This window comes from Azonexus fungiphilus, assembly GCF_003634965.1.
GTDB lineage: Bacteria > Pseudomonadota > Gammaproteobacteria > Burkholderiales > Rhodocyclaceae > Azonexus > Azonexus fungiphilus.
The window spans coordinates 16107-38505 of record NZ_RBXP01000003.1 but is presented as its reverse complement, the minus strand read 5'-3'; the positions used below and the strand labels follow the sequence as shown (position 1 = coordinate 38505).

The 22399-nt window shown below is 65.2% G+C and carries 31 protein-coding genes; 12 read left to right on the top strand and 19 right to left on the bottom strand.

Annotation, left to right across the window (positions count from 1 at the left end):
- The first annotated feature begins 2 nt into the window (after nucleotides 1–2).
- Together nrdR and ribD are read left to right on the top strand one after the other, a co-directional pair.
- Nucleotides 3–467, top strand: a complete 465-nt coding sequence (gene nrdR / locus DFR40_RS01670; protein ID WP_121456754.1) for a transcriptional regulator NrdR — start codon at nucleotides 3–5, stop codon at nucleotides 465–467.
- Nucleotides 464–1552: a bifunctional diaminohydroxyphosphoribosylaminopyrimidine deaminase/5-amino-6-(5-phosphoribosylamino)uracil reductase RibD gene (ribD, locus tag DFR40_RS01665; protein ID WP_121456753.1), complete on the top strand. Its 1089-nt coding sequence runs from the start codon at nucleotides 464–466 to the stop codon at nucleotides 1550–1552. The genes nrdR and ribD overlap by 4 nt, the downstream gene beginning before the upstream one ends.
- On the opposite strand, the gene DFR40_RS01660 is transcribed toward ribD, so the two are convergent.
- The 4 genes from DFR40_RS01660 to DFR40_RS01645 are packed head-to-tail and all read right to left on the bottom strand — an operon-like array spanning nucleotide 1449 to nucleotide 5428.
- Nucleotides 1449–2294 carry a HesA/MoeB/ThiF family protein gene (locus tag DFR40_RS01660; RefSeq protein ID WP_121456752.1) on the bottom strand — a complete coding sequence of 282 codons (846 nt, stop codon included), beginning with the start codon at nucleotides 2292–2294 and terminating at the stop codon, nucleotides 1449–1451. The two genes, ribD and DFR40_RS01660, sit on opposite strands and share 104 nt — an antisense overlap.
- A complete protein-coding gene (locus tag DFR40_RS01655; RefSeq protein WP_121456801.1) occupies nucleotides 2291–2692 on the bottom strand; it encodes a hypothetical protein in 402 nt (133 codons plus the stop codon). Before DFR40_RS01655 ends, DFR40_RS01660 begins: the two co-directional genes overlap by 4 nt.
- A 28-nt stretch (nucleotides 2693–2720) precedes the next feature.
- Entirely contained in the window at nucleotides 2721–4112 is a 1392-nt protein-coding gene (locus DFR40_RS01650; RefSeq protein WP_121456751.1) for a S41 family peptidase, read from the bottom strand.
- Nucleotides 4109–5428 carry a murein hydrolase activator EnvC family protein gene (locus tag DFR40_RS01645; protein WP_121456750.1) on the bottom strand — a complete coding sequence of 440 codons (1320 nt, stop codon included), beginning with the start codon at nucleotides 5426–5428 and terminating at the stop codon, nucleotides 4109–4111. The genes DFR40_RS01650 and DFR40_RS01645 overlap by 4 nt, the downstream gene beginning before the upstream one ends.
- A gap of 127 nt (nucleotides 5429–5555) precedes the next feature.
- Here DFR40_RS01645 and DFR40_RS01640 point away from each other — a divergent pair, with 127 nt between their 5' ends.
- Genes DFR40_RS01640 through DFR40_RS01615 form a run of 6 tightly spaced genes read left to right on the top strand, consistent with a single transcriptional unit; the run spans nucleotide 5556 to nucleotide 8430 of the window.
- The gene (locus DFR40_RS01640) at nucleotides 5556–5825 is read left to right on the top strand and encodes an ArsR/SmtB family transcription factor (RefSeq protein WP_121456800.1); all 270 of its coding nucleotides are present in this window, start codon (nucleotides 5556–5558) and stop codon (nucleotides 5823–5825) included.
- Between the two features lie 3 nt (nucleotides 5826–5828).
- Nucleotides 5829–6254, top strand: coding sequence for a rhodanese-like domain-containing protein (locus DFR40_RS01635; RefSeq protein ID WP_342767594.1), 426 nt, complete (start codon nucleotides 5829–5831; stop codon nucleotides 6252–6254).
- The gene (gene grxC / locus DFR40_RS01630) at nucleotides 6251–6517 is read left to right on the top strand and encodes a glutaredoxin 3 (protein WP_121456749.1); all 267 of its coding nucleotides are present in this window, start codon (nucleotides 6251–6253) and stop codon (nucleotides 6515–6517) included. Before DFR40_RS01635 ends, grxC begins: the two co-directional genes overlap by 4 nt.
- Before the next feature lie 26 nt (nucleotides 6518–6543).
- Nucleotides 6544–6999, top strand: a complete 456-nt coding sequence (gene secB, locus DFR40_RS01625) for a protein-export chaperone SecB (protein ID WP_121456748.1) — start codon at nucleotides 6544–6546, stop codon at nucleotides 6997–6999.
- 7 nt (nucleotides 7000–7006) lie between these two features.
- The gene (locus tag DFR40_RS01620) at nucleotides 7007–7444 is read left to right on the top strand and encodes an SH3 domain-containing protein (protein WP_121456798.1); all 438 of its coding nucleotides are present in this window, start codon (nucleotides 7007–7009) and stop codon (nucleotides 7442–7444) included.
- The gene (locus tag DFR40_RS01615) at nucleotides 7441–8430 is read left to right on the top strand and encodes an NAD(P)H-dependent glycerol-3-phosphate dehydrogenase (RefSeq protein ID WP_121456747.1); all 990 of its coding nucleotides are present in this window, start codon (nucleotides 7441–7443) and stop codon (nucleotides 8428–8430) included. The genes DFR40_RS01620 and DFR40_RS01615 overlap by 4 nt, the downstream gene beginning before the upstream one ends.
- A 13-nt stretch (nucleotides 8431–8443) precedes the next feature.
- Here DFR40_RS01615 and trmL read toward each other — a convergent pair whose 3' ends face one another.
- Complete coding sequence (trmL, locus tag DFR40_RS01610; RefSeq protein WP_121456746.1) at nucleotides 8444–8908, bottom strand: tRNA (uridine(34)/cytosine(34)/5-carboxymethylaminomethyluridine(34)-2'-O)-methyltransferase TrmL; 465 nt, start codon at nucleotides 8906–8908, stop codon at nucleotides 8444–8446.
- 43 nt (nucleotides 8909–8951) lie between these two features.
- Entirely contained in the window at nucleotides 8952–9743 is a 792-nt protein-coding gene (locus DFR40_RS01605) for a ComF family protein (protein WP_121456745.1), read from the bottom strand.
- On the opposite strand from DFR40_RS01605, the gene bioB reads away from it, so the two are divergent.
- Together bioB and DFR40_RS01595 are read left to right on the top strand one after the other, a co-directional pair.
- Nucleotides 9742–10725 (top strand): biotin synthase BioB, encoded by a 984-nt coding sequence (bioB, locus tag DFR40_RS01600; protein ID WP_121456744.1) that lies wholly within the window; start codon nucleotides 9742–9744, stop codon nucleotides 10723–10725. The two genes, DFR40_RS01605 and bioB, sit on opposite strands and share 2 nt — an antisense overlap.
- Nucleotides 10722–11612: a methyltransferase domain-containing protein gene (locus tag DFR40_RS01595; protein WP_245985573.1), complete on the top strand. Its 891-nt coding sequence runs from the start codon at nucleotides 10722–10724 to the stop codon at nucleotides 11610–11612. Before bioB ends, DFR40_RS01595 begins: the two co-directional genes overlap by 4 nt.
- Nucleotides 11613–11616: 4 nt before the next feature.
- Here the strand turns inward: DFR40_RS01595 and DFR40_RS01590 are convergent, their stop codons facing one another.
- From DFR40_RS01590 to DFR40_RS01575, 4 genes are all read right to left on the bottom strand, one after another.
- Complete coding sequence (locus DFR40_RS01590; RefSeq protein ID WP_121456743.1) at nucleotides 11617–12276, bottom strand: protein-methionine-sulfoxide reductase heme-binding subunit MsrQ; 660 nt, start codon at nucleotides 12274–12276, stop codon at nucleotides 11617–11619.
- A complete protein-coding gene (locus tag DFR40_RS01585; protein ID WP_121456742.1) occupies nucleotides 12273–13124 on the bottom strand; it encodes an HDOD domain-containing protein in 852 nt (283 codons plus the stop codon). The genes DFR40_RS01590 and DFR40_RS01585 overlap by 4 nt, the downstream gene beginning before the upstream one ends.
- A gap of 3 nt (nucleotides 13125–13127) precedes the next feature.
- Nucleotides 13128–13559: a CBS domain-containing protein gene (locus tag DFR40_RS01580; RefSeq protein ID WP_121456741.1), complete on the bottom strand. Its 432-nt coding sequence runs from the start codon at nucleotides 13557–13559 to the stop codon at nucleotides 13128–13130.
- A 135-nt stretch (nucleotides 13560–13694) separates the two neighbouring features.
- Nucleotides 13695–14330, bottom strand: coding sequence for a c-type cytochrome (locus DFR40_RS01575; RefSeq protein ID WP_121456740.1), 636 nt, complete (start codon nucleotides 14328–14330; stop codon nucleotides 13695–13697).
- Between the two features lie 109 nt (nucleotides 14331–14439).
- On the opposite strand from DFR40_RS01575, the gene yihA reads away from it, so the two are divergent.
- Entirely contained in the window at nucleotides 14440–15138 is a 699-nt protein-coding gene (gene yihA, locus DFR40_RS01570) for a ribosome biogenesis GTP-binding protein YihA/YsxC (protein ID WP_121456739.1), read from the top strand.
- 98 nt (nucleotides 15139–15236) lie between these two features.
- Entirely contained in the window at nucleotides 15237–16238 is a 1002-nt protein-coding gene (hemB, locus tag DFR40_RS01565) for a porphobilinogen synthase (protein WP_211329707.1), read from the top strand.
- Nucleotides 16239–16289: 51 nt separating this feature from the next.
- On the opposite strand, the gene slmA is transcribed toward hemB, so the two are convergent.
- The 9 genes from slmA to DFR40_RS01520 are packed head-to-tail and all read right to left on the bottom strand — an operon-like array spanning nucleotide 16290 to nucleotide 22357.
- Entirely contained in the window at nucleotides 16290–16892 is a 603-nt protein-coding gene (gene slmA, locus DFR40_RS01560) for a nucleoid occlusion factor SlmA (protein ID WP_121456738.1), read from the bottom strand.
- A gap of 34 nt (nucleotides 16893–16926) precedes the next feature.
- Nucleotides 16927–17568, bottom strand: a complete 642-nt coding sequence (locus DFR40_RS01555; RefSeq protein ID WP_121456737.1) for a pyrimidine 5'-nucleotidase — start codon at nucleotides 17566–17568, stop codon at nucleotides 16927–16929.
- 3 nt (nucleotides 17569–17571) lie between these two features.
- The gene (gene argB / locus DFR40_RS01550; protein ID WP_121456736.1) at nucleotides 17572–18459 is read right to left on the bottom strand and encodes an acetylglutamate kinase; all 888 of its coding nucleotides are present in this window, start codon (nucleotides 18457–18459) and stop codon (nucleotides 17572–17574) included.
- Nucleotides 18460–18507: 48 nt separating this feature from the next.
- On the bottom strand, nucleotides 18508–18945 hold the full coding sequence (nudB, locus tag DFR40_RS01545; protein ID WP_121456735.1) for a dihydroneopterin triphosphate diphosphatase: 438 nt from the start codon (nucleotides 18943–18945) through the stop codon (nucleotides 18508–18510).
- Nucleotides 18945–19310 (bottom strand): barstar family protein, encoded by a 366-nt coding sequence (locus tag DFR40_RS01540; protein WP_121456734.1) that lies wholly within the window; start codon nucleotides 19308–19310, stop codon nucleotides 18945–18947. Before DFR40_RS01540 ends, nudB begins: the two co-directional genes overlap by 1 nt.
- Nucleotides 19307–19669 (bottom strand): guanyl-specific ribonuclease, encoded by a 363-nt coding sequence (locus tag DFR40_RS01535; RefSeq protein WP_028994938.1) that lies wholly within the window; start codon nucleotides 19667–19669, stop codon nucleotides 19307–19309. The genes DFR40_RS01540 and DFR40_RS01535 overlap by 4 nt, the downstream gene beginning before the upstream one ends.
- 3 nt (nucleotides 19670–19672) lie before the next feature.
- A complete protein-coding gene (gene aspS / locus DFR40_RS01530) occupies nucleotides 19673–21472 on the bottom strand; it encodes an aspartate--tRNA ligase (RefSeq protein WP_121456733.1) in 1800 nt (599 codons plus the stop codon).
- A 19-nt stretch (nucleotides 21473–21491) separates the two neighbouring features.
- Complete coding sequence (locus tag DFR40_RS01525) at nucleotides 21492–22106, bottom strand: DUF502 domain-containing protein (protein ID WP_121456795.1); 615 nt, start codon at nucleotides 22104–22106, stop codon at nucleotides 21492–21494.
- Nucleotides 22106–22357, bottom strand: coding sequence for an FmdB family zinc ribbon protein (locus tag DFR40_RS01520; RefSeq protein ID WP_121456732.1), 252 nt, complete (start codon nucleotides 22355–22357; stop codon nucleotides 22106–22108). The genes DFR40_RS01525 and DFR40_RS01520 overlap by 1 nt, the downstream gene beginning before the upstream one ends.
- Between the last annotated feature and the right edge of the window lie 42 nt (nucleotides 22358–22399).

The window sequence follows — 22399 nt, the reverse complement described above, 5'->3', positions numbered from 1 at the left end:
CGATGAAATGCCCTTTCTGCGGTCATGACGAAACCGGGGTCGTCGATACCCGGGTTTCCGATGAAGGCGACATCGTTCGCCGCCGCAGAAAGTGCACCGCCTGCGACAAGCGTTTCACCACCTACGAGCGGGCCGAAATCCAGCTGCCGCAGGTGGTCAAGAAAAACGGCCTGCGCGCCGACTACAGTCGCGAAAAGCTGCGCGCCAGTCTTGATCTGGCGCTGCGCAAGCGGCCGGTATCGATCGAATCGGTCGATGCCGCCGTCGCCGACATCGAGGAAAAGCTGCTCACCTCGGGCGAGCGCGAGGTCAGCACGCAGCAGCTTGGCGAACTGGTGATGCGCGAGCTGAAGAAGCTCGACAAGGTCGCCTACATCCGTTTCGCCTCGGTCTACCGCAATTTCGAGGACGTCGACGCGTTCTCCAAGGCGATCAAGGAAGTCTCGCCGGTTCCCCGCAAAAAATGAGTTTTTCCGCCGTCGACCGTCAGATGATGGCGCGCGCGCTGCAACTGGCCGAGCGCGGCCTGTGGACGACGGCGCCGAATCCGCGGGTCGGCTGCGTTCTGTGGCGCGCCGGCGAAATTGTCGGCGAAGGCTGGCACGAGAAGGCCGGCGAGCCGCATGCCGAGGTGCATGCCCTGCGCGCCGCCGGTGAGCGGGCGCGCGGCGCCACGGCCTACGTCACGCTCGAACCCTGCAGTCACCACGGGCGCACGCCGCCGTGCGCCGAGGCCTTGATCGCTGCCGGCGTCAGCCGCGTCGTGGCGGCGATGGTCGATCCGAATCCGCTGGTTGCCGGCCGTGGCCTGGCGCTACTGGCGGCGGCCGGGATCGCCACGGCGAGCGGCCTGCTCGAGAGCGAGGCGCGCGAGTTGAACATCGGCTTCGTCGCGCGCATGACCCGCGGTCGGCCCTGGCTGCGCCTGAAGGCGGCGGCCAGCCTGGACGGCAAGACGGCGTTGAACAACGGCACCAGCCAGTGGATCACCGGTCCCGATGCGCGTCGCGACGGCCATCGCTGGCGGGCCCGCGCCTGTGCCGTGCTGACCGGCGTCGGCACCGTCCGCGATGACGATCCGAGCCTGACCGTGCGCGACGTCGAGACGCCGCGCCAGCCGCTGCGCGTGATTGTCGACAGCCGCCTGGAAACGCCGCCGACGGCGAAGGTCCTGGCCGGCGGCGGGGCTCTCGTCTGTGCCGCGGTCGACGACCCGGAACGGGCAAAAATGCTGCGTGCGGCCGGTGCCGAGGTGATTTTCCTGGCCAATGCCAGCGGCAAGGTCGACCTCGGCGCGCTGCTGGAGGAACTCGGCCGGCGCGGCATCAACGAGGTTCATGCCGAGGCCGGCAGCAAGCTCAACGGCTCGCTGCTGCGCGCCGGGCTGGTCGATGAATTCGTCTTCTACCTGGCGCCCTGCCTGATCGGCGACGACGCCAGCGGCCTGTTCAGCCTGCCGGCGCTGACGACGCTGACCGACAAGCGGGCGCTGCGGATTCTCGATCTGCGCCAGCTTGGTCCAGATATCCGCCTGATCGCACGGCCGAGTTAGGCGCACAGACCGGGCAGTCCGGGTCGCGGCGGAACTTCACCGTCCGCCATTCCATGTTCAGCGCATCAAGCAGCAGCAGTCGGCCGTTCAGTGTCTGGCCGATGCCGGCTGCGAGCTTGAGCGCCTCGGCCGCCTGCATCGTGCCGACGATGCCGGTCAGCGGCGCGAATACGCCCATCACTGCGCAGCGTACCTCCTCGACATCCTCGCCCTCGGGGAACAGGCAGTGGTAGCAGGGCGCGTCGTCGCGGGCCAGATCGTAGACGCTGACCTGGCCGTCGAAGCGGATCGCCGCACCGGAGACCAGCGGGGTCCGGTGATGGACGCAGGCGCGATTGATCGCATGCCGGGTGGCGAAGTTGTCGGTGCAGTCGAGGACGATGTCGGCGCTGCCGACCAGCGCATCGAGTTCTGCGCCGGCCAGCCTTTTTTGCAGCGGAACGACGTCGACCGTCGGATTCAGCGCGGCCAGCGCCAGCCGGCCGGATTCGGCCTTGGCCATGCCGACGCGGGCGTCGCTGTGGAGGATCTGGCGCTGCAGGTTGGTCAGGTCGACGCAGTCGTCGTCAACCAGCGTGATCCGCCCGACGCCGGCCGAGGCGAGATAGAGCGCCGCCGGCGAACCGAGTCCGCCGGCCCCGACGATCACCGCGTGGCTGTCGAGAATGCGCTGCTGGCCTTCGATTCCGAGCGCATCGAGGAGGATGTGCCGGCTGTAGCGGAGAAGCTGCTCGTCGGTCACTTGTACTCGCGCCACTCCGGCGGGGTGTCGTCGTGATCGCCGTGCGGGCGTGTTTCCCAGGCCTTGACGTAAGCTTCCTCGGGTGACGGCTTCAGGCGTTTTTCCGGGACCACCATGTTGTGCAACTGGGTTTCCTCGACGTAGTGGATCAGCGCTCGGGTGAGTTTGCTCATCAGCGTGTTGTCGAGGTGGTAGCCCTTGTCCTCGAGGTGGTCCTCGAGTTCGGCCAGGGTGTGCTGGGTCAGTTCGTACTCGACGCCGAGCGCCCGCTTCTCGAACTTCGGCTCGACGTCGATTTCGTCCAGGTGCTTGAGGTCGTCGGCGGCCTCCGGCACCTGGCCGGGCGGAAACTTGGAAAACAGGATTTCCCGCTTTTTCCTGAGGTCTGCGTGCGTCATCATCCCTCCCGAGTTGGCTGGCTTGCTGTCACTTGCCCTGCATGATCTGGGCGCCCTTGAGGATGTTCAGTGCCTGCTGGAACTGGTAGTCGTTCTTGCCGGCATACTCGAGGCGGGCCGGGGCTTCGTCCTCGTCCTTGGGGGCTTCCTTGTCCTGTTTGGCAGCGGGTTTTGCCGGCGTGGCCGGCTTCGCTTCGCCCTTGGCTGCATCCGCCTTGTCCTCGAGGTGGCGCTCCAGGTCGGCTTCGCGCAGACGCATGCTGCTGCTGCCGTTGGCGCTTTCCTCGACGACGATGTCGGGGGTGATGCCCTTGGCCTGGATCGAGCGGCCGCTGGGCGTGAAATAGCGGGCCGTGGTCAGCTTGATCGCGGTATTGCCGGGCAGCGGCAGCACCGACTGGACCGAGCCCTTGCCGAAAGTCTGGGTGCCGACGATGGCGGCGCGCTTGTGATCCTGCAGCGCGCCGGCGACGATTTCCGAGGCCGAGGCCGAGCCGCCGTTGACCAGCACCACCATCGGTACCTTCTTGACCGCAACCGGCAGGTTGCGCAAGGGGTCTTCGCGGGTGCCGCGCAGGTAGTCACGGGGGCGGGCGAGGAAGTCCTGCTTGGCATCCTCGGTGCGGCCGTCGGTCGATACCACCTTGGTATCCGGCGGCAGGAAAGCCGCGGAGACGCCGATTGCGCCATGCAGCAGGCCGCCCGGGTCGTTGCGCAGGTCGAGGACGAGACCCTTGAGTTCGCCCTGCTTGTAGGCATTGTTCAGGTGCTTGGCCAGATCGGCGATCGTGCCTTCCTGGAACTGGGTGATGCGTACCCAGGCGTAGCCGGGTTCGACGACCTTGGACTTGACGCTCTGGACCTTGATCACTTCGCGCACCAGCGTGATCTCGAGCGGCTTGGCCTCGCCCTTGCGCAGGATGGTCAGGCGGATCGAGGTCTTCGGCTTGCCGCGCATCTTCTTGACCGCGTCGGACAGGCTCAGCCCCTTGACCGGGGTTTCGTCGAGCTTGAAGATCAGGTCGCCGGCCTTGACGCCGGCGCGGTAGGCCGGGGTGTCCTCGATCGGCGAGACGACCTTGACCAGGCCGTCTTCCATGCCGACTTCGATGCCGAGGCCGCCGAATTCGCCCTGGGTGCCGACCTGCAGGTCCTTGAACGAGTCGGCGTCGAGATAGGCCGAGTGCGGGTCGAGGTTGGAGAGCAGCCCGGAGATCGCGTTGGCGATCATCTTCTTGTCGTCGACCGGCTCGACATAGCCCTGCTTGATCGCGCTGTAGACCTCGGCGAAGGTGCGCAGGTCCTCGATCGGCAGGCCGGTCCGGGTTTCCTTCTCGGCGAAGGCGGGCAGCTGCAGGGTGATCAGGGCGCCGGCAACGAAGCCGCCAACGGCGAGGCTGAGGGTTTTCAATTTGCTCATTTCAGACTTGCCCAGGACATCGGGTCGATCGGTTGGCCTTTATGGCGGATTTCAAAGTATAAACCGGAATCCGGGTTGCCCCCGGTATTGCCCACCGAGGCAATCGTCTCGCCGCCGCTGACGGCCTGGCCGACCTGCTTGAGCAGCGACTCGTTGTTGCCGTAGATCGACAGGTAGGCGTCGCCATGGTCGATGATCAGCAGGTTGCCGAAGCCGCGCATCCAGTCGGAGAAAACCACGCGGCCGCCGGCGATCGCCTTGACCTGGTTGCCCGGCTCGCTGCGGATGAACAGGCCCCGCCACTGGCCGCCGCCGTCGCGGGCGCCCCCGAAGCGGCCGGCGATGGTGCCGCGTACCGGCAGGCGTAGCTTGCCCTTGAGACGGGCGAAGCTGCCGTCGTTCGGCGCCGGCTCGTAGCGGTTTTCCTGTTCGGCCTGGCGGCTTGGCGCCGGTCTTGGCTCGCTTTTGCCCTCGTTGCGCCGCGTTGCTTCGGCGGCTGCCTGCTGGCGCCGGCGGGCATCCTCGGCCGCTCGGGCGGCGGCTTGCTGGGCGAGGATGCGCGACAGGCGTTCGACCAGCTGGCTCATGCGTTTTTCGTCGCGTTGCAGCGAGCCGATCTCGCGGCGCTGGGCGCGCACCTTGTCGGAAATCTCGGCGTGCAGCGCCTTGCGTTCCTTGCGCTGCTTCTCGAGTTCGGCGTGGTTCTTCTTCTGTTCGGCCTCGACTTCGGCCAGCTCCTCGGTGCGTTCGCGGGCATCGGCGGCGAGCGCCTTCTTCTGCTTGATCGTGCTGCTGATTTCGCCCATCAGGTCGGCGCGGGCTGCGGCAATCGCCGACAGGTAATGCAGGTCGCGGGCCAGTTGGTTGGGGTCGTCGCCGTTGAGCAGCAACTGCAGCGAGTCGGGGTTGCCGCGCAAGTACTGGCGGTAGAGGAGTTTTTCCAGTTGCGCCTGCTGTTGTGCCAGCGTTCGCCCGAGCTCCTGGGACTGGGCTTCCAGCGACTCCAGTCGCTTCTGCAACTGACCCCGCTGCTGGCCAAGTTCGTGCAACTTCTGCTGCAGGCGGGAAATCTGGCGTTCGGATTCGCGCAAGCGGTCGGCGGCATCGGCACGATTGCCCTCGCTGGCCGAGAGCTCCTTGCGCAGGCCGTCGATGCGGCTGCGCAATTCATCGAGGTCGGCCCGTTTTTCGGCGACTTCCGGGGCGCTGGCAGTTTTCTGGGCGAATGCAGCCTGGCTTGCGAGGGCCGCCAGCAGCGCGGCACCCAGCATGGCGGCGGCCAGGCCGGAAGTCGTGCGGTGTCCGGAAATGGGCATCGGGGAAATTCTTGTTTGGGTTCTTGGAATGGCAAGGCTTATTCTATAATCAACCGTTCAACCAAACTGAGGTTTTATCTTGGATGCCCCTTCCTTCAGCCTGATCGACAAGCAGGAGCACATCGAAATGGCGGCGCGCGCATTGAAGGCGATTGCCCATCCGCTGCGTCTGAAGATTCTCTGCGTCGTCGGCGATCAGGAGGCCTGCGTGCAGGACATCGTCGAGGCGGTCGGCACGTCGCAGAGCAACATTTCCCAGCATCTGGCCATCCTGCGCGAAAAAGGCGTGCTGCTGACGCGCAAGGATGCCAATCGTGTTTTTTACCGGGTGGGCGACCAGCGCACCCTGCAGCTCGTCGGCATGATGCGCGAAGTTTTTTGTGGCACGGAGAATTAAAGAATGCCGATGGAGTTCATCAACCAGAATATCCTGCTCATCGCGATCGTTGCCGTCAGCGGCCTCGGTCTGCTCTGGCCGCTGCTCTTCCGGCCGGTCGGCAATGCCGTCAATCCGGGCGAGGCGACCCTGCTGATCAATCGCGAGGATGCCCGCGTCCTCGACGTGCGCGAGGCGGCGGAATTCGCCGCCGGCCACATTCCGGACGCGATCGGCATTCCTGTCAGCAAGCTGGGCGAGCGCCTGAGCGAGCTCGAGAAATTCAAGGACAAGCCGCTGATCGTCTGCTGCGCCGCCGGCATGCGTTCGAACAAGGCCTGTGCCGAACTGAAGAAGGCCGGCTTCGAGAAGCTCTATAACCTGAGCGGCGGCATCGACGCCTGGGTGGCTGCCAGCTACCCGCTGCACAAGGCCGGCAAGAAGAAATGACGCAGCCGGTACTGATGTACACCACTGCAGTCTGCCCGTACTGCGTGCGGGCCAAGCAGCTGCTCTCGGCCCGTGGCGTCACCGCCATCGAAGAGGTCCGTGTCGACCTCGATCCGGAGCGGCGTGACGAGATGATGCAGCGCACCGGCCGGCGCACAGTGCCGCAGATCTACATCGGCGACACCCACGTCGGCGGTTGCGATGACCTCTACGCGCTCGATTCGGCCGGGCGGCTGCTGCCGCTGCTGGCCGGTGAAGCCTGAAACGATCAATCACCAGAAAGAGAACCATGGAACAAAACGAACAGCCCGTCTTCGGCATCGAGAAGCTCTACATCAAGGACCTGTCGGTCGAAGTCCCGCACGCCCCGGAAATCTTCCTCGAGCAGGAAGCGCCGCAGGTGGAAGTGCAGCTCAATACCAGCGGCCGCGGTGTCGGCGAGGGCGCTTACGAAGTCCTGCTGACCGTGACCGTGACCGCCAAGGTTGGCGAAAAGACCGTGTTCCTGGTCGAGGTCGGCCAGGCCGGCATCTTCCGCATCCTCAACGTCCCAGAGGAGCAGCTCGAGCCGCTGGTCGCCATTGCCTGCCCGAACGTGCTCTTCCCGTATGCCCGCGAGGCGGTGTCCGATGCCGTCACCCGCGCCGGATTCCAGCCGATCGTGCTGCAGCCGGTCAACTTCGAAGGCATGTACATGCAGCGCATGCAGCAGGCCCAGGAGCAGGCTGGCGCTTCGGTCCAGTAAATCGATGATGCGCCGCCTCAACGTCGCCCTGCTGGCCATCGCCGTCGCCCTGCCGGCGGCGGCTGCCGACTACCGCTCGGTCGACGTGCCGGCGGCCATCCTCTACGACGCGCCGTCGCAAAAGGCGAAGAAACTCTATCTGATCCGCGCCCAGACGCCGGTCGAAGTCGTCGTCCGCCTCGAGGGCTGGGCCAAGGTTCGCGATGCCGAAGGCACGCTGGCCTGGATCGAGGCGGCGCAGCTGGCCGAGCGGCGGACGCTGATCGTCACCGAGGCCGGTGCCGAACTGCGCGCCTCCGACAAGGCCGATGCGCCGGTGCTCGCCCGCTTCGACAAGTGGGTGGTGCTCGAGCATGTCGCCGCCGCCGCACCCGGCTGGGTGCAGGTCAGGCACCGTGACGGCGTCAGCGGCATGGTCCGCGCCACCCAGGTCTGGGGCTTATGAAACTGACGTTGCTGGGCGCCGGTGCCTGGGGTACCGCGCTGTCGATCGCCTTTGCCGGCAATCACGAGGTCACGCTGTGGTCGCGTGAGACCGATGTTGCGGTCGACCTGAAAAATACGCGGGAAAACCGGCGCTTCTTCCCGGGTTACCGCCTGCCGGACAATGTCGCCGTCGAAACCGACTTCGCGGCAGCAGTCAGCGCCGCCGAACTGCTGATCATCGCCACCCCGATCGCCGGCCTGCGGCCGACCGTCGAGCAGTTGCGCGCCCTGGATTGTCAGGCGCCGCTGCTGTGGGTGTGCAAGGGCTTCGAGGCCGGCACCGGCAAGCTGGCGCATCAGGTGGTTGGCGAGGTGCTTGGCCGCGAGCGCATCTGTGGTGCCTTGTCCGGGCCGAGCTTCGCCGAGGAAGTCGCTGCCGCGCAGCCGACCGCGGTGGCGCTCGCCGCCAACGATCCGGCATTTGCCCGCGCAACGGCGCGCCAGTTGCACAGCACGCGCCTGCGTATCTATGCCAACGATGATCTGGTTGGCGTCGAAGTCGGCGGTGCGGTCAAGAACGTGCTGGCGATCGCCACCGGTGTTTGCGACGGACTCGGTCTCGGGCTGAACTCGCGCGCCGCGCTGATCACCCGCGGCCTGGCCGAGATCGCCCGTCTCGGCGTGGCCCTTGGCGGGCAGCGCGAAACCTTCATGGGTCTGGCCGGCATGGGCGACCTGATCCTGACCTGCACCGGCGATCTTTCGCGCAACCGGCGCGTCGGTCTGGCGCTGGCCGAGGGCAAGAGCCTCGAGCAGGTGCTGGCCGAACTCGGCCATGTCGCCGAAGGGGTCTACACGGCCCGCGAAACCGACCGCCTGGCGCGCTCGCTGGCGGTCGACATGCCGATCAGCAGCGCTGTCGCGGCGGTCCTCGACGGCCGCATCAGTGCCGCGCAGGCGGTCGAGCAACTGATGGCGCGCGATCCCCGGGAAGAGCTCGCCTGAATCCTGGCGGCGCCTAGACGGCGCCGGCGAAACCTGCCTGGCGCCAGGCTTCGAAAATGGTCACGGCGGCAGCATTGGACAGGTTGAGGCTGCGTTGGCCCGGCTGCATCGGCAGGCGCAGGCGCAGTTCCGGCGCGAACGAATCGCGCAGTTCGGCGGGCAGGCCGGCGGTTTCCTGGCCAAATACGAAAACATCGTCAGGACGCAGGTCGACCGTGAACAGGTTGCGGCTGCCGCGCGTCGTCATCGCGAACATCCGTCGCGGCGCCAGCGCGGTGACGCAGGCTGCCCAGTCGGGGTGGCGGACGAGGCGGGCGTACTCGTGATAGTCGAGTCCGGCCCGGCGCAGGTGCTTGTCGTCGAGGTCGAAGCCGAGCGGTTCGACCAGGTGGAGTTCGGCGCCGGTATTGGCGCACATGCGGATGATGTTGCCGGTGTTGGGCGGGATTTCCGGCTGGTAGAGGACGACGGCGAACACGACGGCAGGACTCGGGTGAAAAGGAGCCGATTAAAGCACGGATTCAGTCCCTGAGCGCGCGCGCGACGACCGCGACATGGACTTCGCCGGCGCCGTGGAGGCGCAGCACGCGGGCGCATTCGTCGGCAGTGGCGCCGCTGGTCAGCACGTCGTCGACCAGCAGGATGCGCGCACCGCCGAGATCGCCGCTGCATTCGAAGGCCCCGCGCACGTTGCTGCGCCTTTCCTTGAGCGGCAATCCGGCCTGCGGCGACGTCGCCCGGGGCCGCTGGAGAATGTGACGGTCGACCGGAATTTTCAGGCAATTTCCGAGGGTGCGCGCGATTTCCATGGCCTGGTTGAAGCCGCGTTCGCGCAGGCGCACCGGATGCAGCGGCAGCGGCACGATGCGTTGTGCGTCGACCTTGGCGCAGGCCTGGGCCAGGGACTGGCCGAACCAGCCGGCAAGCGCCAGGCGGTGCTGGTACTTGAGCGCCTGGATCAGGCGGTCAGCAGGAAAGGCGTAGCGGTAGAGGGCGCTGACCCCGGTGAAGTGCGGCGGCTGCACGAGGCAGGCGCCGCAACGCTCGCCGTGCGTGGTCCGTTCGCCGCAGCACGGACAGGCATGGGCGGGCAGGGGCGGCAGGTCGGCACGGCAGGGCGCGCAGAGCAGTTCGCTGCCGGCGGCGCCGCCGCAGAGCAGGCAACTGTTCGGCAGCAGGGCGGCGAGCAGGCGTGCCGGGCTGAATGCGACAGACTCGGGTAAAATTGACTTCCTTGCGGACGTTTCGGATAATTCATAATTAACGTCAGCGTTCGTCGTTGATTTAACAGGATTTTCTGTAGGGTTTTTCATGCAAGCCAGCTCCCTTTCCGCCGTCGCCCCGTGCGCCCCGAATGCTGCCGTCCGTCGCTGGACCGTCGACGAGGTGCTGGCGCTCTATGACATGCCGCTGATGGATCTGGTCTTCCGTGCGCAGCAGGTGCATCGCGAGCATTTCGATGCCAATGCCATTCAACGCTCGACGCTGCTTTCGGTCAAGACCGGCGGTTGTTCGGAGGATTGCAGCTACTGTTCGCAGTCGGCGCGCTACGACACCGATCTCGAGCGCGAGCGCCTGATGCCGCTCGACGAAGTCGTCGCTGCCGCCCGCGCGGCCAAGGACAAGGGCGCGTCGCGCTTCTGCATGGGCGCCGCCTGGCGCGGTCCGAAGGACAACGACCTCGACAAGGTGCTGGCGATGGTGCGCGAGGTCAAGGCGCTGGGCATGCAGACCTGCGTCACCCTGGGCATGCTCAAGGAGGGCCAGGCCGAAAAGCTGAAGGAAGCCGGTCTCGATTACTACAACCACAATCTCGATACCGACAAGGATTTCTACGGCCAGGTGATCAAGTCGCATACCCACGACGACCGCCTCGACACGCTCGACCAGGTTCGCGACGCCGGCATCAACGTCTGCTCCGGCGGCATCATCGGCATGGGCGAGTCGCGCCGGAACCGTGCCGCGCTGATCGTCCAGCTGGCCAACCTGCCGACGCCGCCGGAATCGGTACCGATCAACAACCTCGTGCCGATTCCCGGGACGCCGCTGGCCGACCGGCCGCGCCTCGATCCCTTCGAGTTCGTGCGGACCATTGCCGCCGCCCGGATCGCCATGCCAGCCTCCTGGGTGCGCCTGTCGGCCGGCCGCCAGGAAATGAGCGACGAACTGCAGGCGCTGTGCTTCCTGGCCGGCGCCAACTCGATGTTCTACGGCGACCACCTGCTGACCACCGGCAATCCCGAAGTCGACCGCGACGACGCACTGTTTGCCCGCCTCGGTCTGAAGGCGGTTTGAGCGCCGAAAATCGCCTCTCCGGCTTCGTCGACCGTGCTCAGGTCGGTCGCGCCTTCGCCCGGGCTGCGCCGACCTACGACAGCGGCGATTTCTTCGCCCGCGAGATCGACCGGCGCATGCTCGAGCGGCTCGATTACGTCCGTCTGACGCCAGCGCGCATCCTCGATCTCGGGTGCAGCCGCGGCGCCAGTTTTGCGGCTCTGAGCGCACGCTATCCGGCGGCACAACTCTGCGGCGTGGACCTCTCGGCGGCGATGCTGCGCGCCGGCCAGCCCGGTCGTGCCGCCTGGCAGCGCTGGCTCGGGCTCGGCAAGCCGGTTGTCGGCCGCCTCCAGGCCGATGCCGAACAGCTGCCGCTGGCCGCCCGTTCGCACAGCCTGGTCTGGTCCAATCTGCTCCTGCACTGGCTCGACAATCCCTTGCCGGCGCTGGCCGAGGCGCATCGCGTACTCGAGGTCGGCGGCCTGCTGATGTTCTCGACACTTGGACCGGACACGCTCAAGGAATTGCGCAGCGCCTTTGCCGATGGCTATGCCCATACCCAGCGCTTCACCGACATGCACGACCTCGGCGACATGCTGGTCGAGTGTGGTTTCGCCGATCCGGTGATGGACATGGAAACGATCACGCTGACCTACGATGACCTCGATCGCCTGTTTGCCGATCTGCGCGCGGCTGGTTCGTCCTCCGCGATGAAGGCCCGGCGCCACGGGCTGACCGGGCGCGGCCGGCTGGCCGGGGTGCGTGCGGCCTACGAGGCTTTGCGCGAAGATGGGCGATTGCCGGCGACCTTCGAGGTCATCTACGGCCATGCCTGGAAGCCGGCGGCGCGCCAGCTTGCCGACGGCCGGGCGATCGTCCGTTTCGAGCGGCCTGGCCGCCCCTGAGCTTTCAGTCGGGGCGCTTGTCGTGGAACCTGATCGGTTGCACGGCGGCGCTCCGCTGCATTGGCACGGCTTTGCGCCGGCGTTCGCGGATGCGCCACCAGAGCAGGATCGCAAGCAGTAGCGAAAACCCCAGCGCCGACGGCAGTTCGGCTGCGTCGCTTTGCCACAGAAGGTGCAGGCAGCCAAGAATGGCGATCGGGTAGATGCTGCGATGCAGATCTTGCCAGCGGCGTCCGCCGAGGCGGCGGATCGCCCACTGGTTCGAGGTGGCGGCGAGCGGTACCAGGAGAACGAAGGCGGCCAGCCCGAGACCGACGTAGGGGTGTTTGAAAATGTCGAGAATGATCGCGTCGACCGCAAAATCGTGGGCCAGGCCGAGATAGCAGAGGCCGTGCAGCGTGGCGTAGAAGAAGGTGAACAGGCCGAGCGTCCGGCGCAGGCGGAGCAGCCAGTGCTGCTGGGTCAAGGCCCGCAGCGGCGAGATGCATAGCGTCAGCAACAGCAGACTCAGCGTCCACGTGCCGGTCAGGCGCTGTGCTGCCTGCACCGGGTCGCTGCCGAGCTGGCCGTGCCAGCTTTGCCAGGCCAGCCACAGTGCCGGCAGCAGGCAGGCGGCGAACAGACTGACCCTGGTCGGGCCGATGGGCAGCTGTGCCTGGTTCAATCGCGGATACCGAGTGCGAAGCGCAGATCGCCGATATCGTCTTCGGCTTCGGCAACCAGGTCGAGATAGCGGGCACGGTCGGCTTCGCGCAGTTCGCGTGTCGCCGGATCTTCCTCGCCGCGTAACATCCAGTCACGGTCGCCGCCGGCGAGCAGGTTGGCGAAATAGAGCACATCGCGCACCGTGCACGGGGTTTCGACGTTGAGCAGGCGATCGTGGTCGCGCACGGCCTCGGTGATCCGCTCGGGAATCCCCAGCGCGTGCAGCAGGCTTTCGCCGATGCCTTCGTGCCAGCCGATCAGCAGTTCAAGCATGGCTTCCCGGTTGGCGCGGTACTCGGGATATTCGGTTGCCCGGTAGAGCAGGTAGAAGACGCCGATGTCATGTACCAGGCCGGCCATCATCGCATCGTCGGGGTTGATCCGGCCGAGGCGCCGGGCGAGGACGCGGGCGATTGCCGCGACGTGGATCGAGTGCGACCACGCGTTGTGGGCGATGCTCTCGTAGCTGGCCAGATTGCGCGACTTGAGCATCTGGTCCATGGCAACGGCGAGGGAGATGGTGCGTACCGAGTCGAAACCGATCCGGCTGATCGCCGTGGCCAGGTCGCTGATCACCTTGCCAGAGGGGTTGTAGCTGACCGAGTTGGCCAGGCGCAGCAGCTTGCTCGAAATCAGCGGTTCGACACCAACCACCTGGACGACCTTGTCGAGGTTGGCGAACGGGTCCTTCAGCGTGTTGCGCACGAGCAGCGCGGCGTCCATGCAGGTCGGAAAATTGACGTCGCCGGAGAGTTCGCGGGCGATGTCTTCAAGGATGCGGAAATGGATGCTGTCGTGCGCGGACATGGGTCAACTGGTGATGTAGCGTTCGAGTTCGCCGATCAGGAATTGCTGGGCGCTGATCGTTTCCTTGACCAGGTCGCCGATCGACAGGATGCCGAGAACCTGTCCCTGGTCGTCGAGGACCGGCAGGTGGCGGAAGCGCTTCTCGGTCATCAGCGACATGCATTCCTCAAGCGTTGCGTCGATGCCGACATAGGCGACGCGGGCGCTCATCAGGTCGCGCACCGGTGTCTCTTTCGACGAGCGCTGGTTGCGGATCTGCTTGCGGGCGTAGTCGCGCTCCGAGAAGATGCCGACCAGCTTGCCGTCCTGAAGCACCAGCAAGGCGCCGACATTGTATTCGGCCATGACGCACAGGGCCTGGAAGACGCTGTCGTCGGGAGCGGCGACAGCCAGTGTCTTCGGCTTGTCGGCGAGCAGCTGCTTGAGAGTCTTCATGGTTCGTCTCCGCGTTGTTGTAGGTCGTGATGCCAGTCTAAACGCAGCGGAAGGTCGCGACAAGGATGCCCATTCGGTCGCGATGCGCAAACAAAAGGCAGCCCGCGGGCTGCCTTTTGTTCAAGTGCGGCGCGTTCAGCGCAGGCCGGCGGCGTAGTCGGCAACTGCCTTGATTTCGGCGTCCGACAGCTTGGCGGCGATCATCCGCATCATCTTTTCCGGGTCGTTGCCACGCTCCTCGGCGCGGAAGGCCTTCAGCTGGGCCTCGGTGTACTCGGCGAACTGGCCGGCCAGGCGCGGGTACTGGGCCGGCATGCCGGCGCCCGCCGGGCCGTGGCAGCCGGCACAGGCCGGGATGCCCTTCTTGAAGTCGCCCTGGCGCCACAGCTTCTTGCCGAGCGCAATGCTGGCTTCGTTCTTGGCGGCTTCCGGCTTCAGCTTCTGGCTGGCAAACCAGGCGGCGACGTTCTTCATGTCTTCGTCGCTGAGAGCGGCAACCATGCCGGCCATGATCGCGTTGTCGCGGGCGGCAGGCTTGCCGTCGACCGACTTGAAGTTGGTCAGCTGCTTGTAGATGTACTGCTCGATCTGGCCAGCCAGGTGCGGATTGGCAGAAGTCATGCTGTTGCCGTCAGCGCCGTGGCAGGCGACACAGATCGTTTCTGCGACGATTTTGCCCTTGGCCGGATCGGCCTTGGCCGAGGCCTGCTCGGAGGCGTGGGTGACGAAACTGGTGGCAAACAGGATTGCCATTGCCGCGGTACGGATCATTTTTCGAACTCCTAATGCGCGTCGGTGGGCGCTTTGGCCGGAACGGAAGTTACAAACCTGTTATTCTATATTAGTTTCCCTTCACCTAGGCGGGTCTTCCGCGTTTTTTATGCCTCTCTTCCAGAACGCGGTCTTCCATACGACCGTTGCCAACCTGCGTGATCTGCCGCAGGACGCAATCAGCGAAGTCGCTTTTGCCGGTCGCTCGAATGCCGGCAAGTCGTCCGCGATCAACACGCTGGCCGGCCGGGTCCGGCTCGCTTTCGTCAGCAAGACGCCGGGGCGGACGCAGCACCTGAATTATTTCACGCTGGCTGCCGGCAAATATTTCGTCGACCTGCCAGGTTACGGTTACGCCAAGGCGCCCGAGGAAATCCGCACGCAGTGGGAGGGGTTGATCGGCCCTTATCTCAGCCGTCGGGGGCCGCTGGTGGGCCTGGTGGTGATCATGGATTGCCGCCGTCCGTTTACCGAGCTCGATTGCAACCTGATCAACTGGTTCCGCCCGACCGGGCGGCCGATCCACATCCTGCTGTCGAAAGCCGACAAGCTGTCGCGCCAGGAGCAGACCAAGGTGCTGCGCGAGGTCAAGGCGGAGCTGGTGAACTGGGGCGAGGGGCGTTACAGCGTGCAGCTGTTTTCCAGCCTGAAGAAGACCGGTGTCGAAGAGGCCGAGGCGGTGCTTGCCGGCTGGCTGGGTATCGAGTTGCCGCAGAAAGCGGCAAAGGAAAACAAAGGGCCCCCGGATAAGGGGAGTCCGGGGGCCAAAATGCCTCAACAAGGTCAAGGCACCCGCTCAGGGAGGTGAAGCGGGAGATAGCGCGTGCCATCTTGTGCATGTGACGCAGGTCAACGCGGAAAGTTCCGCAGCGGTTTAAATTTTTTGTTTTATTTGTGAAGGTACGGATGACGATGGCTGGCAATTTTCCCAGAACCCGGATGCGCCGGATGCGGCGCGACGATTTCTCGCGGCGCCTGATGCGCGAGTCGGTGCTGACGGTCGACGACTTCATTTACCCCGTTTTCGTCCTCGAAGGCGAAGGCCGGACCGAGAAGGTGGCCTCGATGCCGGGGGTCGAGCGGCAGTCCCTCGATGTGCTGCTACGTACCGCCGAGCGCGCGGTCAAGCTCGGCATTCCCGCGCTGGCACTGTTTCCGGTGATCGATGCCCCGTTGAAGTCGCTCACCGCCGAAGAGGCCTACAACCCGCAGGGTTTGGTGCCGCGCACGGTGCGCGCGCTCAAGCGCGAGTTTCCGGAACTTGGTGTGATCACCGACGTCGCCCTCGATCCTTATACCAGCCACGGCCAGGACGGCTTGATCGACGAGACCGGCTACGTGCTCAACGACGAGACCTTGGCCGTGCTGGTGCGCCAGTCGCTGTGCCATGCCGAGGCTGGCGCCGATGTGGTGGCGCCGTCGGACATGATGGACGGGCGGATCGGCCGCATCCGCGAGGCGCTCGAGCGCGACGGACGGATTTACACGCGCATCCTTGCCTATTCCGCCAAGTACGCGTCCAGCTTCTACGGGCCGTTCCGCGACGCGGTGGGTTCGGCCGGCAACCTCGGCAAGGGCAACAAGTACACCTACCAGATGGACCCGGCCAACGGTGACGAGGCGCTGCGCGAAGTGGCGCTCGATCTCGAGGAGGGCGCCGACATGGTCATGGTCAAGCCGGGCATGCCATATCTGGACATCGTCCGCCGGGTCAAGGACGAGTTTGGCGTGCCGACCTACGCCTACCAGGTCAGCGGCGAGTACGCGATGCTCAAGGCGGCAGCACAGAACGGCTGGCTCGACGAGCGGGCGGTCGTGCTGGAGAGCCTGCTGGCGTTCAAGCGCGCCGGTGCCGACGGCATCCTGACCTATTTCGCGCTCGACGCGGCGGAATACCTGAAGGGCTGAGCCGGCGCCAAAGGGAAGCAAAAAGGGCGGCCAACGGGCCGCCCTTGGCGTTTACGCGTCGCCGGCCTGCGACAGGCAGGCGAAGTAGAGCATCGGCCATTGCTGCGACCATTGCGCCAGCGGCTCGCGGCTGAAACCGGAGCGGGCGTATTGCTCCCAGCGGCCGACGACGTAGCAGCGCAGCAGGTTGGCGAGCGCGCCGAAATCGGCGTCGGCCTTGAACTTCTCCTGCGTCGCGGCGATGCGCAGGGCCTGCTTGAGTGCCGCTTCGACCTTGTCGAGCAGTGCGTTGATGCGCAACTGCAGGCGTTCGTTCTCGTTGACCAGCGCATCGCCGATCAGCACCCGGGTCATGCCGCGGTTCTTCTGGGCGAAGTTGAGCAGCAGGCCGAGGATCAGTTCGATCTGGCGGAAACCGCGTTGCTCTTCGCCGGTGATCTGGTTGATGACGCCGAACAGGCTCTGCTCGATGAATTCGATCAGGCCCTCGAACATCTGCGCCTTGCTGGCGAAGTGGCGGTAGAGCGCGGCTTCGGAACATTCCAGCTTGCCGGCCAGGGCGGCGGTGGTGATCTTTTCCCCTTTCGGGGTTTCCAGCATTTCAGCCAGGGTTTGCAGGATCTGCAGGCGGCGTTCGCCCGGTTTGGTCGCCATCGATGTCGTCCCTCGAATGATTTTTGTGGCGGAATTATAGTCGACCGCAACGTTGCGGCAATTGCGTTACCGACGAAACCTGAACGTCAACATAAGGCGATCTGCGAGAGCCAGCGCTCACCCACACGGTTTTCATGCCGAGCTTGCGGGCGGTGATCAGGTTGGCCAGGCTGTCCTCGACCATGATGCAGCGTCGCGGATCGAGACGCTCGGCGTGCAGTAGCGCACGGAAGCCCTGCGGCATCGGCTTGGGCCTGAATTTCAGGCTTTCCACGGTGTAGACCGTGGCAAAGTGGCGATCCAGGCCGGTCAGTTCGAGCACCGCCTCGGCGTAGGCGCGCGGTGCGTTGGAGAACAGGATCTTGCGTCCGGGCAGGCGTTTGAGCGTGTGCAGCAGCGGTTTCTCGAACACCAGCATGCGGGCGAGGTCGGGAAACTGATGGGTTTCGTGCAGGAAATGGCGCGGATCGATCGCGTGGTGGCGGATCAGGCCGAGCAGGGTTGCGCCGTAGCGTTGCCAGTAATCCTGGCGCAAGCGGTTGGCGGCGTTTTCGTCGAGGCCGAGGTGGCGCTCGATGTACTCGCGCATCGCCCGGTTGATGTGCGGGAAGATGTGCGGGGAGGCGTTGTGCAGCGTGTTGTCGAGATCGAACAACCAGACGCGTTCCCCGCGCATGGTTCAGTGCGACTTGATCATCGTGCCGACGCCGTGGTCGGTCAGGATTTCAAGCAGCAGCGCGTGTTCGACGCGACCGTCGATGATGTGCACGCCCTTGACGCCGTTGCGGGCGGCATCGAGGGCCGAGCCGATCTTCGGCAGCATGCCGCCGGACAGCGTGCCGTCGGCGACCATCTCGTCGATCTCCTTGGGCGTGATGCCGGTGATCAGGTTGCCGGCCTTGTCGAGCACGCCCGGTGTATTGGTCAGCAGCACCAGCTTTTCGGCCTTGAGCACTTCGGCGATCTTGCCGGCGACGACATCGGCGTTGATGTTGTAGGTCTCGCCGTTGTCGCCGACACCGATCGGGGCGATCACCGGGATGAAGGAAGCCTTGTCGAGGTGGTCGATCAGCGACGGGTCGATCTTGGTGATCTGGCCGACCTGGCCGACGTCGATCAGGTCGCCTGGATTGTCCTTGTTTTCCAGCATCAGCTTCTTGGCGCGGATGCAGTTGCCGTCCTTGCCGGTCAGGCCGACAGCCTTGCCGCCGTGCTGGTTGATCAGGTTGACGATGTCCTTGTTCACCTGGCCGCCAAGCACCATTTCGACGACTTCCATGGTCTCGGCGTCGGTGACGCGCATGCCCTGGATGAATTCGCCCTTCTTGCCGACGCGGCTGAGCAGGTTCTCGATTTGCGGGCCACCGCCGTGCACGACGACGATGTTGAAGCCGATCAGCTCAAGCAGGACGACGTCGCGGGCGAAGCAGCTTTTCAGGTGCTCGTCGGTCATCGCGTTGCCGCCGTACTTGACGACGATGGTCTTGCCGTGGAAACGCTTGATGTAGGGCAGGGCTTCGGCGAGAACGGCAGCCTTGGTGCCGGGGGCGAGGTTTTCGAGGGACATGGCAGGCTCCAGAAGGGATCGCGGCGGATTGTACAAAGAAATCGGTGGCTAGGGGGCGCGGCCCAGTAGCCGGATGGCGTCGCGGTTGCTCCACGAGAAGCAACGCTCGGCGGCCTCGTGCCAGGGTAGCCAGCAGTGGGCGCGATGCTCGTCGGGGGCGGTGGTGATGGCGACGCGCTCCGGCAGTTCGAGGGCAAATACGCGCTCGGTGTTGTGAGTGATGCCGGGGGCGTAGCGATGCCGCCAGGTGGCGAAAATCTCGTAGGTGTTTTCGATGCGCCAGTCGCTGAGCCTGTAGTTCCTGGTGTCGATGCCTGTTTCCTCGAGGACTTCGCGGCGGGCAGTGGCGAGCGGCGTTTCGTCGCCTTCGCGGCTGCCGGTGACCGACTGCCACAGGCCGGGCTGGCGGGCGCGTTCGAGCAGCAGGACTTCCAGCGCGCGGGTGTGGATGACGACGAGGACCGATTCCGGCTGCTTGTAGGCCATCACGCGCCGGGCCAGAGCGGCAGGTCGGCGGCGACGTCGAGCCAGACGGTCAGCGGCGCCTCGGCTTCGGCTCGGGCCTCGCAGGCGGCACGCAGGACTTCGACGAGCACGGCGAAATCCGCAGGCTGGTGTTGTAGGTAGGCGCCCAGGCCGTGCAGATGGATCCGCGCCGGCACGTCAGGATCGCTCAGGCAGTCGAAGAGGGCGTCGAAATTGGCGCCGTACCAGTCGGGAAAACTCAACGCCTTGCCCAGTTGCCGGAGCAGTTCAGCGGTTTTTGTGCATTTTCCCAGGTCGACCGTGACATCCGCCGTTGGCGTCTGGCCGCCGGCGAGCTGGAAAACGCCGGGCATGGCTGGTGTCATGGCGACTCCCGGATGCGCCGGAAGGACTTGTAGTGGTCTTCCGTGTAGTAGTACTCGGCTTCCTTGCCGGCGACGATGCGTTTCGGGCCGCGATCCTTGCGGCCGGGCGTCTTCACCGTGTACTCGCGGTAGTAGCCGCGCGGCTGCAGCGGCAGCAGCTTTTCGAAATTGTTGAAGACGATGCCGTCGCGCTGGTAGGGGAAGGGGCCGCCCTGCTTGATCAGCGCCAGCGTTTCGCGAGCCTCGGGCGGCAGGCGGGCGACATCGATCGTCTGCCGGTCGCTGCTGGTGTTCCAGAAGGCAAAAGCGCTTCCGATCGCCAGCAGCAGGACGATCAGGAAGCGCTGCAGGTCACGCATGCCTTAGCCCTGGCTGATTTCGACCTGGGTTTCGACCTTCTGGCGCAGGCGAACGTGCAGTTCGCGCAACTGCTTCTCGTCGACCGCCGACGGGGCATCGGTGAGCAGACACTGGGCGCGCTGGGTCTTCGGGAAGGCGATCACGTCACGGATCGACTCGGCGCCGGTCATCATGGTGACGATGCGGTCCAGACCGAAAGCCAGGCCGCCGTGCGGCGGCGCGCCGTACTTGAGCGCATCGAGCAGGAAGCCGAACTTGGCTTGCTGTTCTTCCGGGCCGATGTTGAGGGCCGAGAAAACCTTTTCCTGAACGTCGGCGCGGTGGATACGCACCGAGCCGCCGCCGAGTTCCCAGCCGTTCAGCGCCAGGTCGTAGGCCTTGGCCAGGCACTTGCCCGGATCGGTCGCCAGCAGGTCGAGATGCTCGTCCTTCGGGCTGGTGAACGGGTGGTGGCAGGCGGTCCAGCGCTTGGACTCGTCGTCGTACTCGAACATCGGGAAGTCGATGACCCACAGCGGCGCCCACTTGGCGCCGGTGACGAAGCCCTTTTCGTGGCCGATCTTGATGCGCAGGGCGCCGAGGGCGTCGCTGACGATCTTGGCCTTGTCGGCGCCGAAGAAGATCAGGTCGCCGGACTGGGCGCCGGTGCGTTCGAGCACGGTACGCAGCGAGGCTTCGGAGAGGTTCTTGACGATCGGCGACTGCAGGCCGGTTTCATTGACCTGGGTGACGTCGTTGACCTTGATGTAGGCCAGGCCCTTGGCGCCGTAGATGCCGACGAACTTGGTGTACTCGTCGATCTCGCCGCGGGTCAGCGAGGCGCCGCCCGGAATGCGCATGGCGGCGATGCGGCCGCCTTCGCTGTTGGCGATGTTGGCGAAGACCTTGAAGGCGACATCCTTGAAGGCGTCGGCGACATCGACCAGTTCGAGGGTGACGCGCAGGTCCGGCTTGTCCGAACCGAAACGGCGCATGGCTTCGGCGTAGGTCATGCGCGGGAATTCCGGCAGGTCGACATCGATGGCTTCCTTGAACACGGTGCGGATCAGTTTTTCCATCAGCGCGGTGATCTCGGCCTCGCTCATGAACGAGGTCTCGATATCGACCTGGGTGAATTCCGGCTGGCGGTCGGCGCGCAGGTCCTCGTCGCGGAAGCACTTGGTGATCTGGTAGTAGCGGTCGAAGCCGGCGACCATCAGCAACTGCTTGAACAGCTGCGGCGATTGCGGCAGCGCGAAGAACTGGCCGGCATGGACGCGCGACGGGACCAGGTAGTCGCGGGCACCTTCCGGGGTGGACTTGGTCAGCATCGGCGTTTCGACGTCGATGAAGCCGTTGTCGTCGAGGAAGCGGCGGAAAGCGCGGGCCGTCTTGTAGCGCAGCATCAGGTTGTTCTGCATCTGCGGACGGCGCAGGTCGATGACGCGGTGGGTCAGGCGGACGTTCTCGGAGAGGTTTTCCTCATCGAGCTGGAACGGCGGCGTGACCGAAGGATTCAGGACTTCGATTTCATGGCAGAGGATCTCGATCTCGCCGGAAGCCAGGTTGGCGTTGGTCGTGCCGGCCGGACGCGGACGCACCTTGCCGGTGATCTTCAGGCAGAACTCGTTGCGTACTGATTCGGCGATCTTGAAGCTGTCGGCGCGATCGGGGTCGCAGACGACCTGGGCCAGGCCCTCGCGGTCGCGCAAGTCGATGAAGATGACGCCGCCGTGGTCGCGACGACGGTGGGCCCAGCCGCACAGGGTGACGATCTGGCCGTCGAGGCCGGCGTTGAGTTGTCCGCAGTAATGGGTACGCATGAAGATTCCGTGGGGTTGCTTAATTGTGGGTGACGACGCGGGCGCGTGGCGGAGGAGCCACGACGCCCATCGAAATGATGTACTTGAGGGCTTCGTCGACGGTCATGTCGAGTTCGACGACATCGGCACGGGGAAGCATCAGGAAGAAACCGGATGTCGGATTGGGCGTCGTCGGGACATAGACGCTGACGTAGTCACCGTGCAGGTGATTGCGGATGTCGCCGCCGGGCGCCCCGGTCAGGAAGGCGATGGTCCACGCGCCTTCGCGCGGATACTGGACCAGAAGCGCCTTGCGGAAGGCGTTGCCGTTTGGAGCGAAGAGCGTGTCGGAGACCTGCTTGACCGCCTTGTACACCGAGTTGACGACAGGAATCCGCGAAAGCAGTGCGTTCCACCAGCCAACCAGTTTTTCGCCGATGAAGTTGGTGGCGAGCAAGCCGGTGAGCAGGATCATCGCCAGGGTCAGCAGGGCGCCGACCCCGGGGATCGAGAAACCGATCAGGTTTTTCGGGTGAATCGCCTCCGGCAACAGCCGCAAGGACTGGTCGAGAGTGTCCACGATCATGGACAACACCCAGGCGGTAATGACCAGGGGCACCCAGATCAGGAGCCCGGTCAGGAAGTAACGCTTGATCAACTGGCTACGCACGAGGAGCAGCTTCCTTCGCCTGTCTGGCAGGGCGGGGGAGAGGCAGGCTTGCTGCCACCCTTGAAGTCGGTGGCGTACCAGCCGCTACCCTTGAGCTGGAAGCCGGCAGCGGACAGCAGTTTGGCGTAACTTTCCTTGCCGCAATCCGGGCAGGTGGTGAGCGGTGCGTCGCTCAGCTTCTGCAGGTGTTCCTTCTGAAAACCGCAGGAGTCGCAGCGATATTCGTAGATCGGCATGGGAATCCTCCAAAACCTTGAATTGTAACTGAAAGGACGGAT

Bases quoted from the DNA above. Each gene is read 5' to 3' on its own strand.
- nrdR (WP_121456754.1), top strand. From the start codon at position 3: ATGAAATGCCCTTTCTGCGGTCATGACGAAACCGGGGTCGTCGATACC.
- ribD (WP_121456753.1), top strand. From the start codon at position 464: ATGAGTTTTTCCGCCGTCGACCGTCAGATGATGGCGCGCGCGCTGCAA.
- DFR40_RS01655 (WP_121456801.1), bottom strand. From the start codon at position 2,692: ATGACGCACGCAGACCTCAGGAAAAAGCGGGAAATCCTGTTTTCCAAG.
- DFR40_RS01650 (WP_121456751.1), bottom strand. From the start codon at position 4,112: ATGAGCAAATTGAAAACCCTCAGCCTCGCCGTTGGCGGCTTCGTTGCC.
- DFR40_RS01645 (WP_121456750.1), bottom strand. From the start codon at position 5,428: ATGCCCATTTCCGGACACCGCACGACTTCCGGCCTGGCCGCCGCCATG.
- DFR40_RS01640 (WP_121456800.1), top strand. From the start codon at position 5,556: ATGGCGGCGCGCGCATTGAAGGCGATTGCCCATCCGCTGCGTCTGAAG.
- DFR40_RS01635 (WP_342767594.1), top strand. From the start codon at position 5,829: ATGCCGATGGAGTTCATCAACCAGAATATCCTGCTCATCGCGATCGTT.
- grxC (WP_121456749.1), top strand. From the start codon at position 6,251: ATGACGCAGCCGGTACTGATGTACACCACTGCAGTCTGCCCGTACTGC.
- secB (WP_121456748.1), top strand. From the start codon at position 6,544: ATGGAACAAAACGAACAGCCCGTCTTCGGCATCGAGAAGCTCTACATC.
- DFR40_RS01620 (WP_121456798.1), top strand. From the start codon at position 7,007: ATGCGCCGCCTCAACGTCGCCCTGCTGGCCATCGCCGTCGCCCTGCCG.
- DFR40_RS01615 (WP_121456747.1), top strand. From the start codon at position 7,441: ATGAAACTGACGTTGCTGGGCGCCGGTGCCTGGGGTACCGCGCTGTCG.
- bioB (WP_121456744.1), top strand. From the start codon at position 9,742: ATGCAAGCCAGCTCCCTTTCCGCCGTCGCCCCGTGCGCCCCGAATGCT.
- DFR40_RS01605 (WP_121456745.1), bottom strand. From the start codon at position 9,743: ATGAAAAACCCTACAGAAAATCCTGTTAAATCAACGACGAACGCTGAC.
- DFR40_RS01585 (WP_121456742.1), bottom strand. From the start codon at position 13,124: ATGTCCGCGCACGACAGCATCCATTTCCGCATCCTTGAAGACATCGCC.
- DFR40_RS01580 (WP_121456741.1), bottom strand. From the start codon at position 13,559: ATGAAGACTCTCAAGCAGCTGCTCGCCGACAAGCCGAAGACACTGGCT.
- DFR40_RS01575 (WP_121456740.1), bottom strand. From the start codon at position 14,330: ATGATCCGTACCGCGGCAATGGCAATCCTGTTTGCCACCAGTTTCGTC.
- yihA (WP_121456739.1), top strand. From the start codon at position 14,440: ATGCCTCTCTTCCAGAACGCGGTCTTCCATACGACCGTTGCCAACCTG.
- hemB (WP_211329707.1), top strand. From the start codon at position 15,237: ATGACGATGGCTGGCAATTTTCCCAGAACCCGGATGCGCCGGATGCGG.
- slmA (WP_121456738.1), bottom strand. From the start codon at position 16,892: ATGGCGACCAAACCGGGCGAACGCCGCCTGCAGATCCTGCAAACCCTG.
- DFR40_RS01555 (WP_121456737.1), bottom strand. From the start codon at position 17,568: ATGCGCGGGGAACGCGTCTGGTTGTTCGATCTCGACAACACGCTGCAC.
- argB (WP_121456736.1), bottom strand. From the start codon at position 18,459: ATGTCCCTCGAAAACCTCGCCCCCGGCACCAAGGCTGCCGTTCTCGCC.
- nudB (WP_121456735.1), bottom strand. From the start codon at position 18,945: ATGGCCTACAAGCAGCCGGAATCGGTCCTCGTCGTCATCCACACCCGC.
- DFR40_RS01540 (WP_121456734.1), bottom strand. From the start codon at position 19,310: ATGACACCAGCCATGCCCGGCGTTTTCCAGCTCGCCGGCGGCCAGACG.
- DFR40_RS01535 (WP_028994938.1), bottom strand. From the start codon at position 19,669: ATGCGTGACCTGCAGCGCTTCCTGATCGTCCTGCTGCTGGCGATCGGA.
- aspS (WP_121456733.1), bottom strand. From the start codon at position 21,472: ATGCGTACCCATTACTGCGGACAACTCAACGCCGGCCTCGACGGCCAG.
- DFR40_RS01520 (WP_121456732.1), bottom strand. From the start codon at position 22,357: ATGCCGATCTACGAATATCGCTGCGACTCCTGCGGTTTTCAGAAGGAA.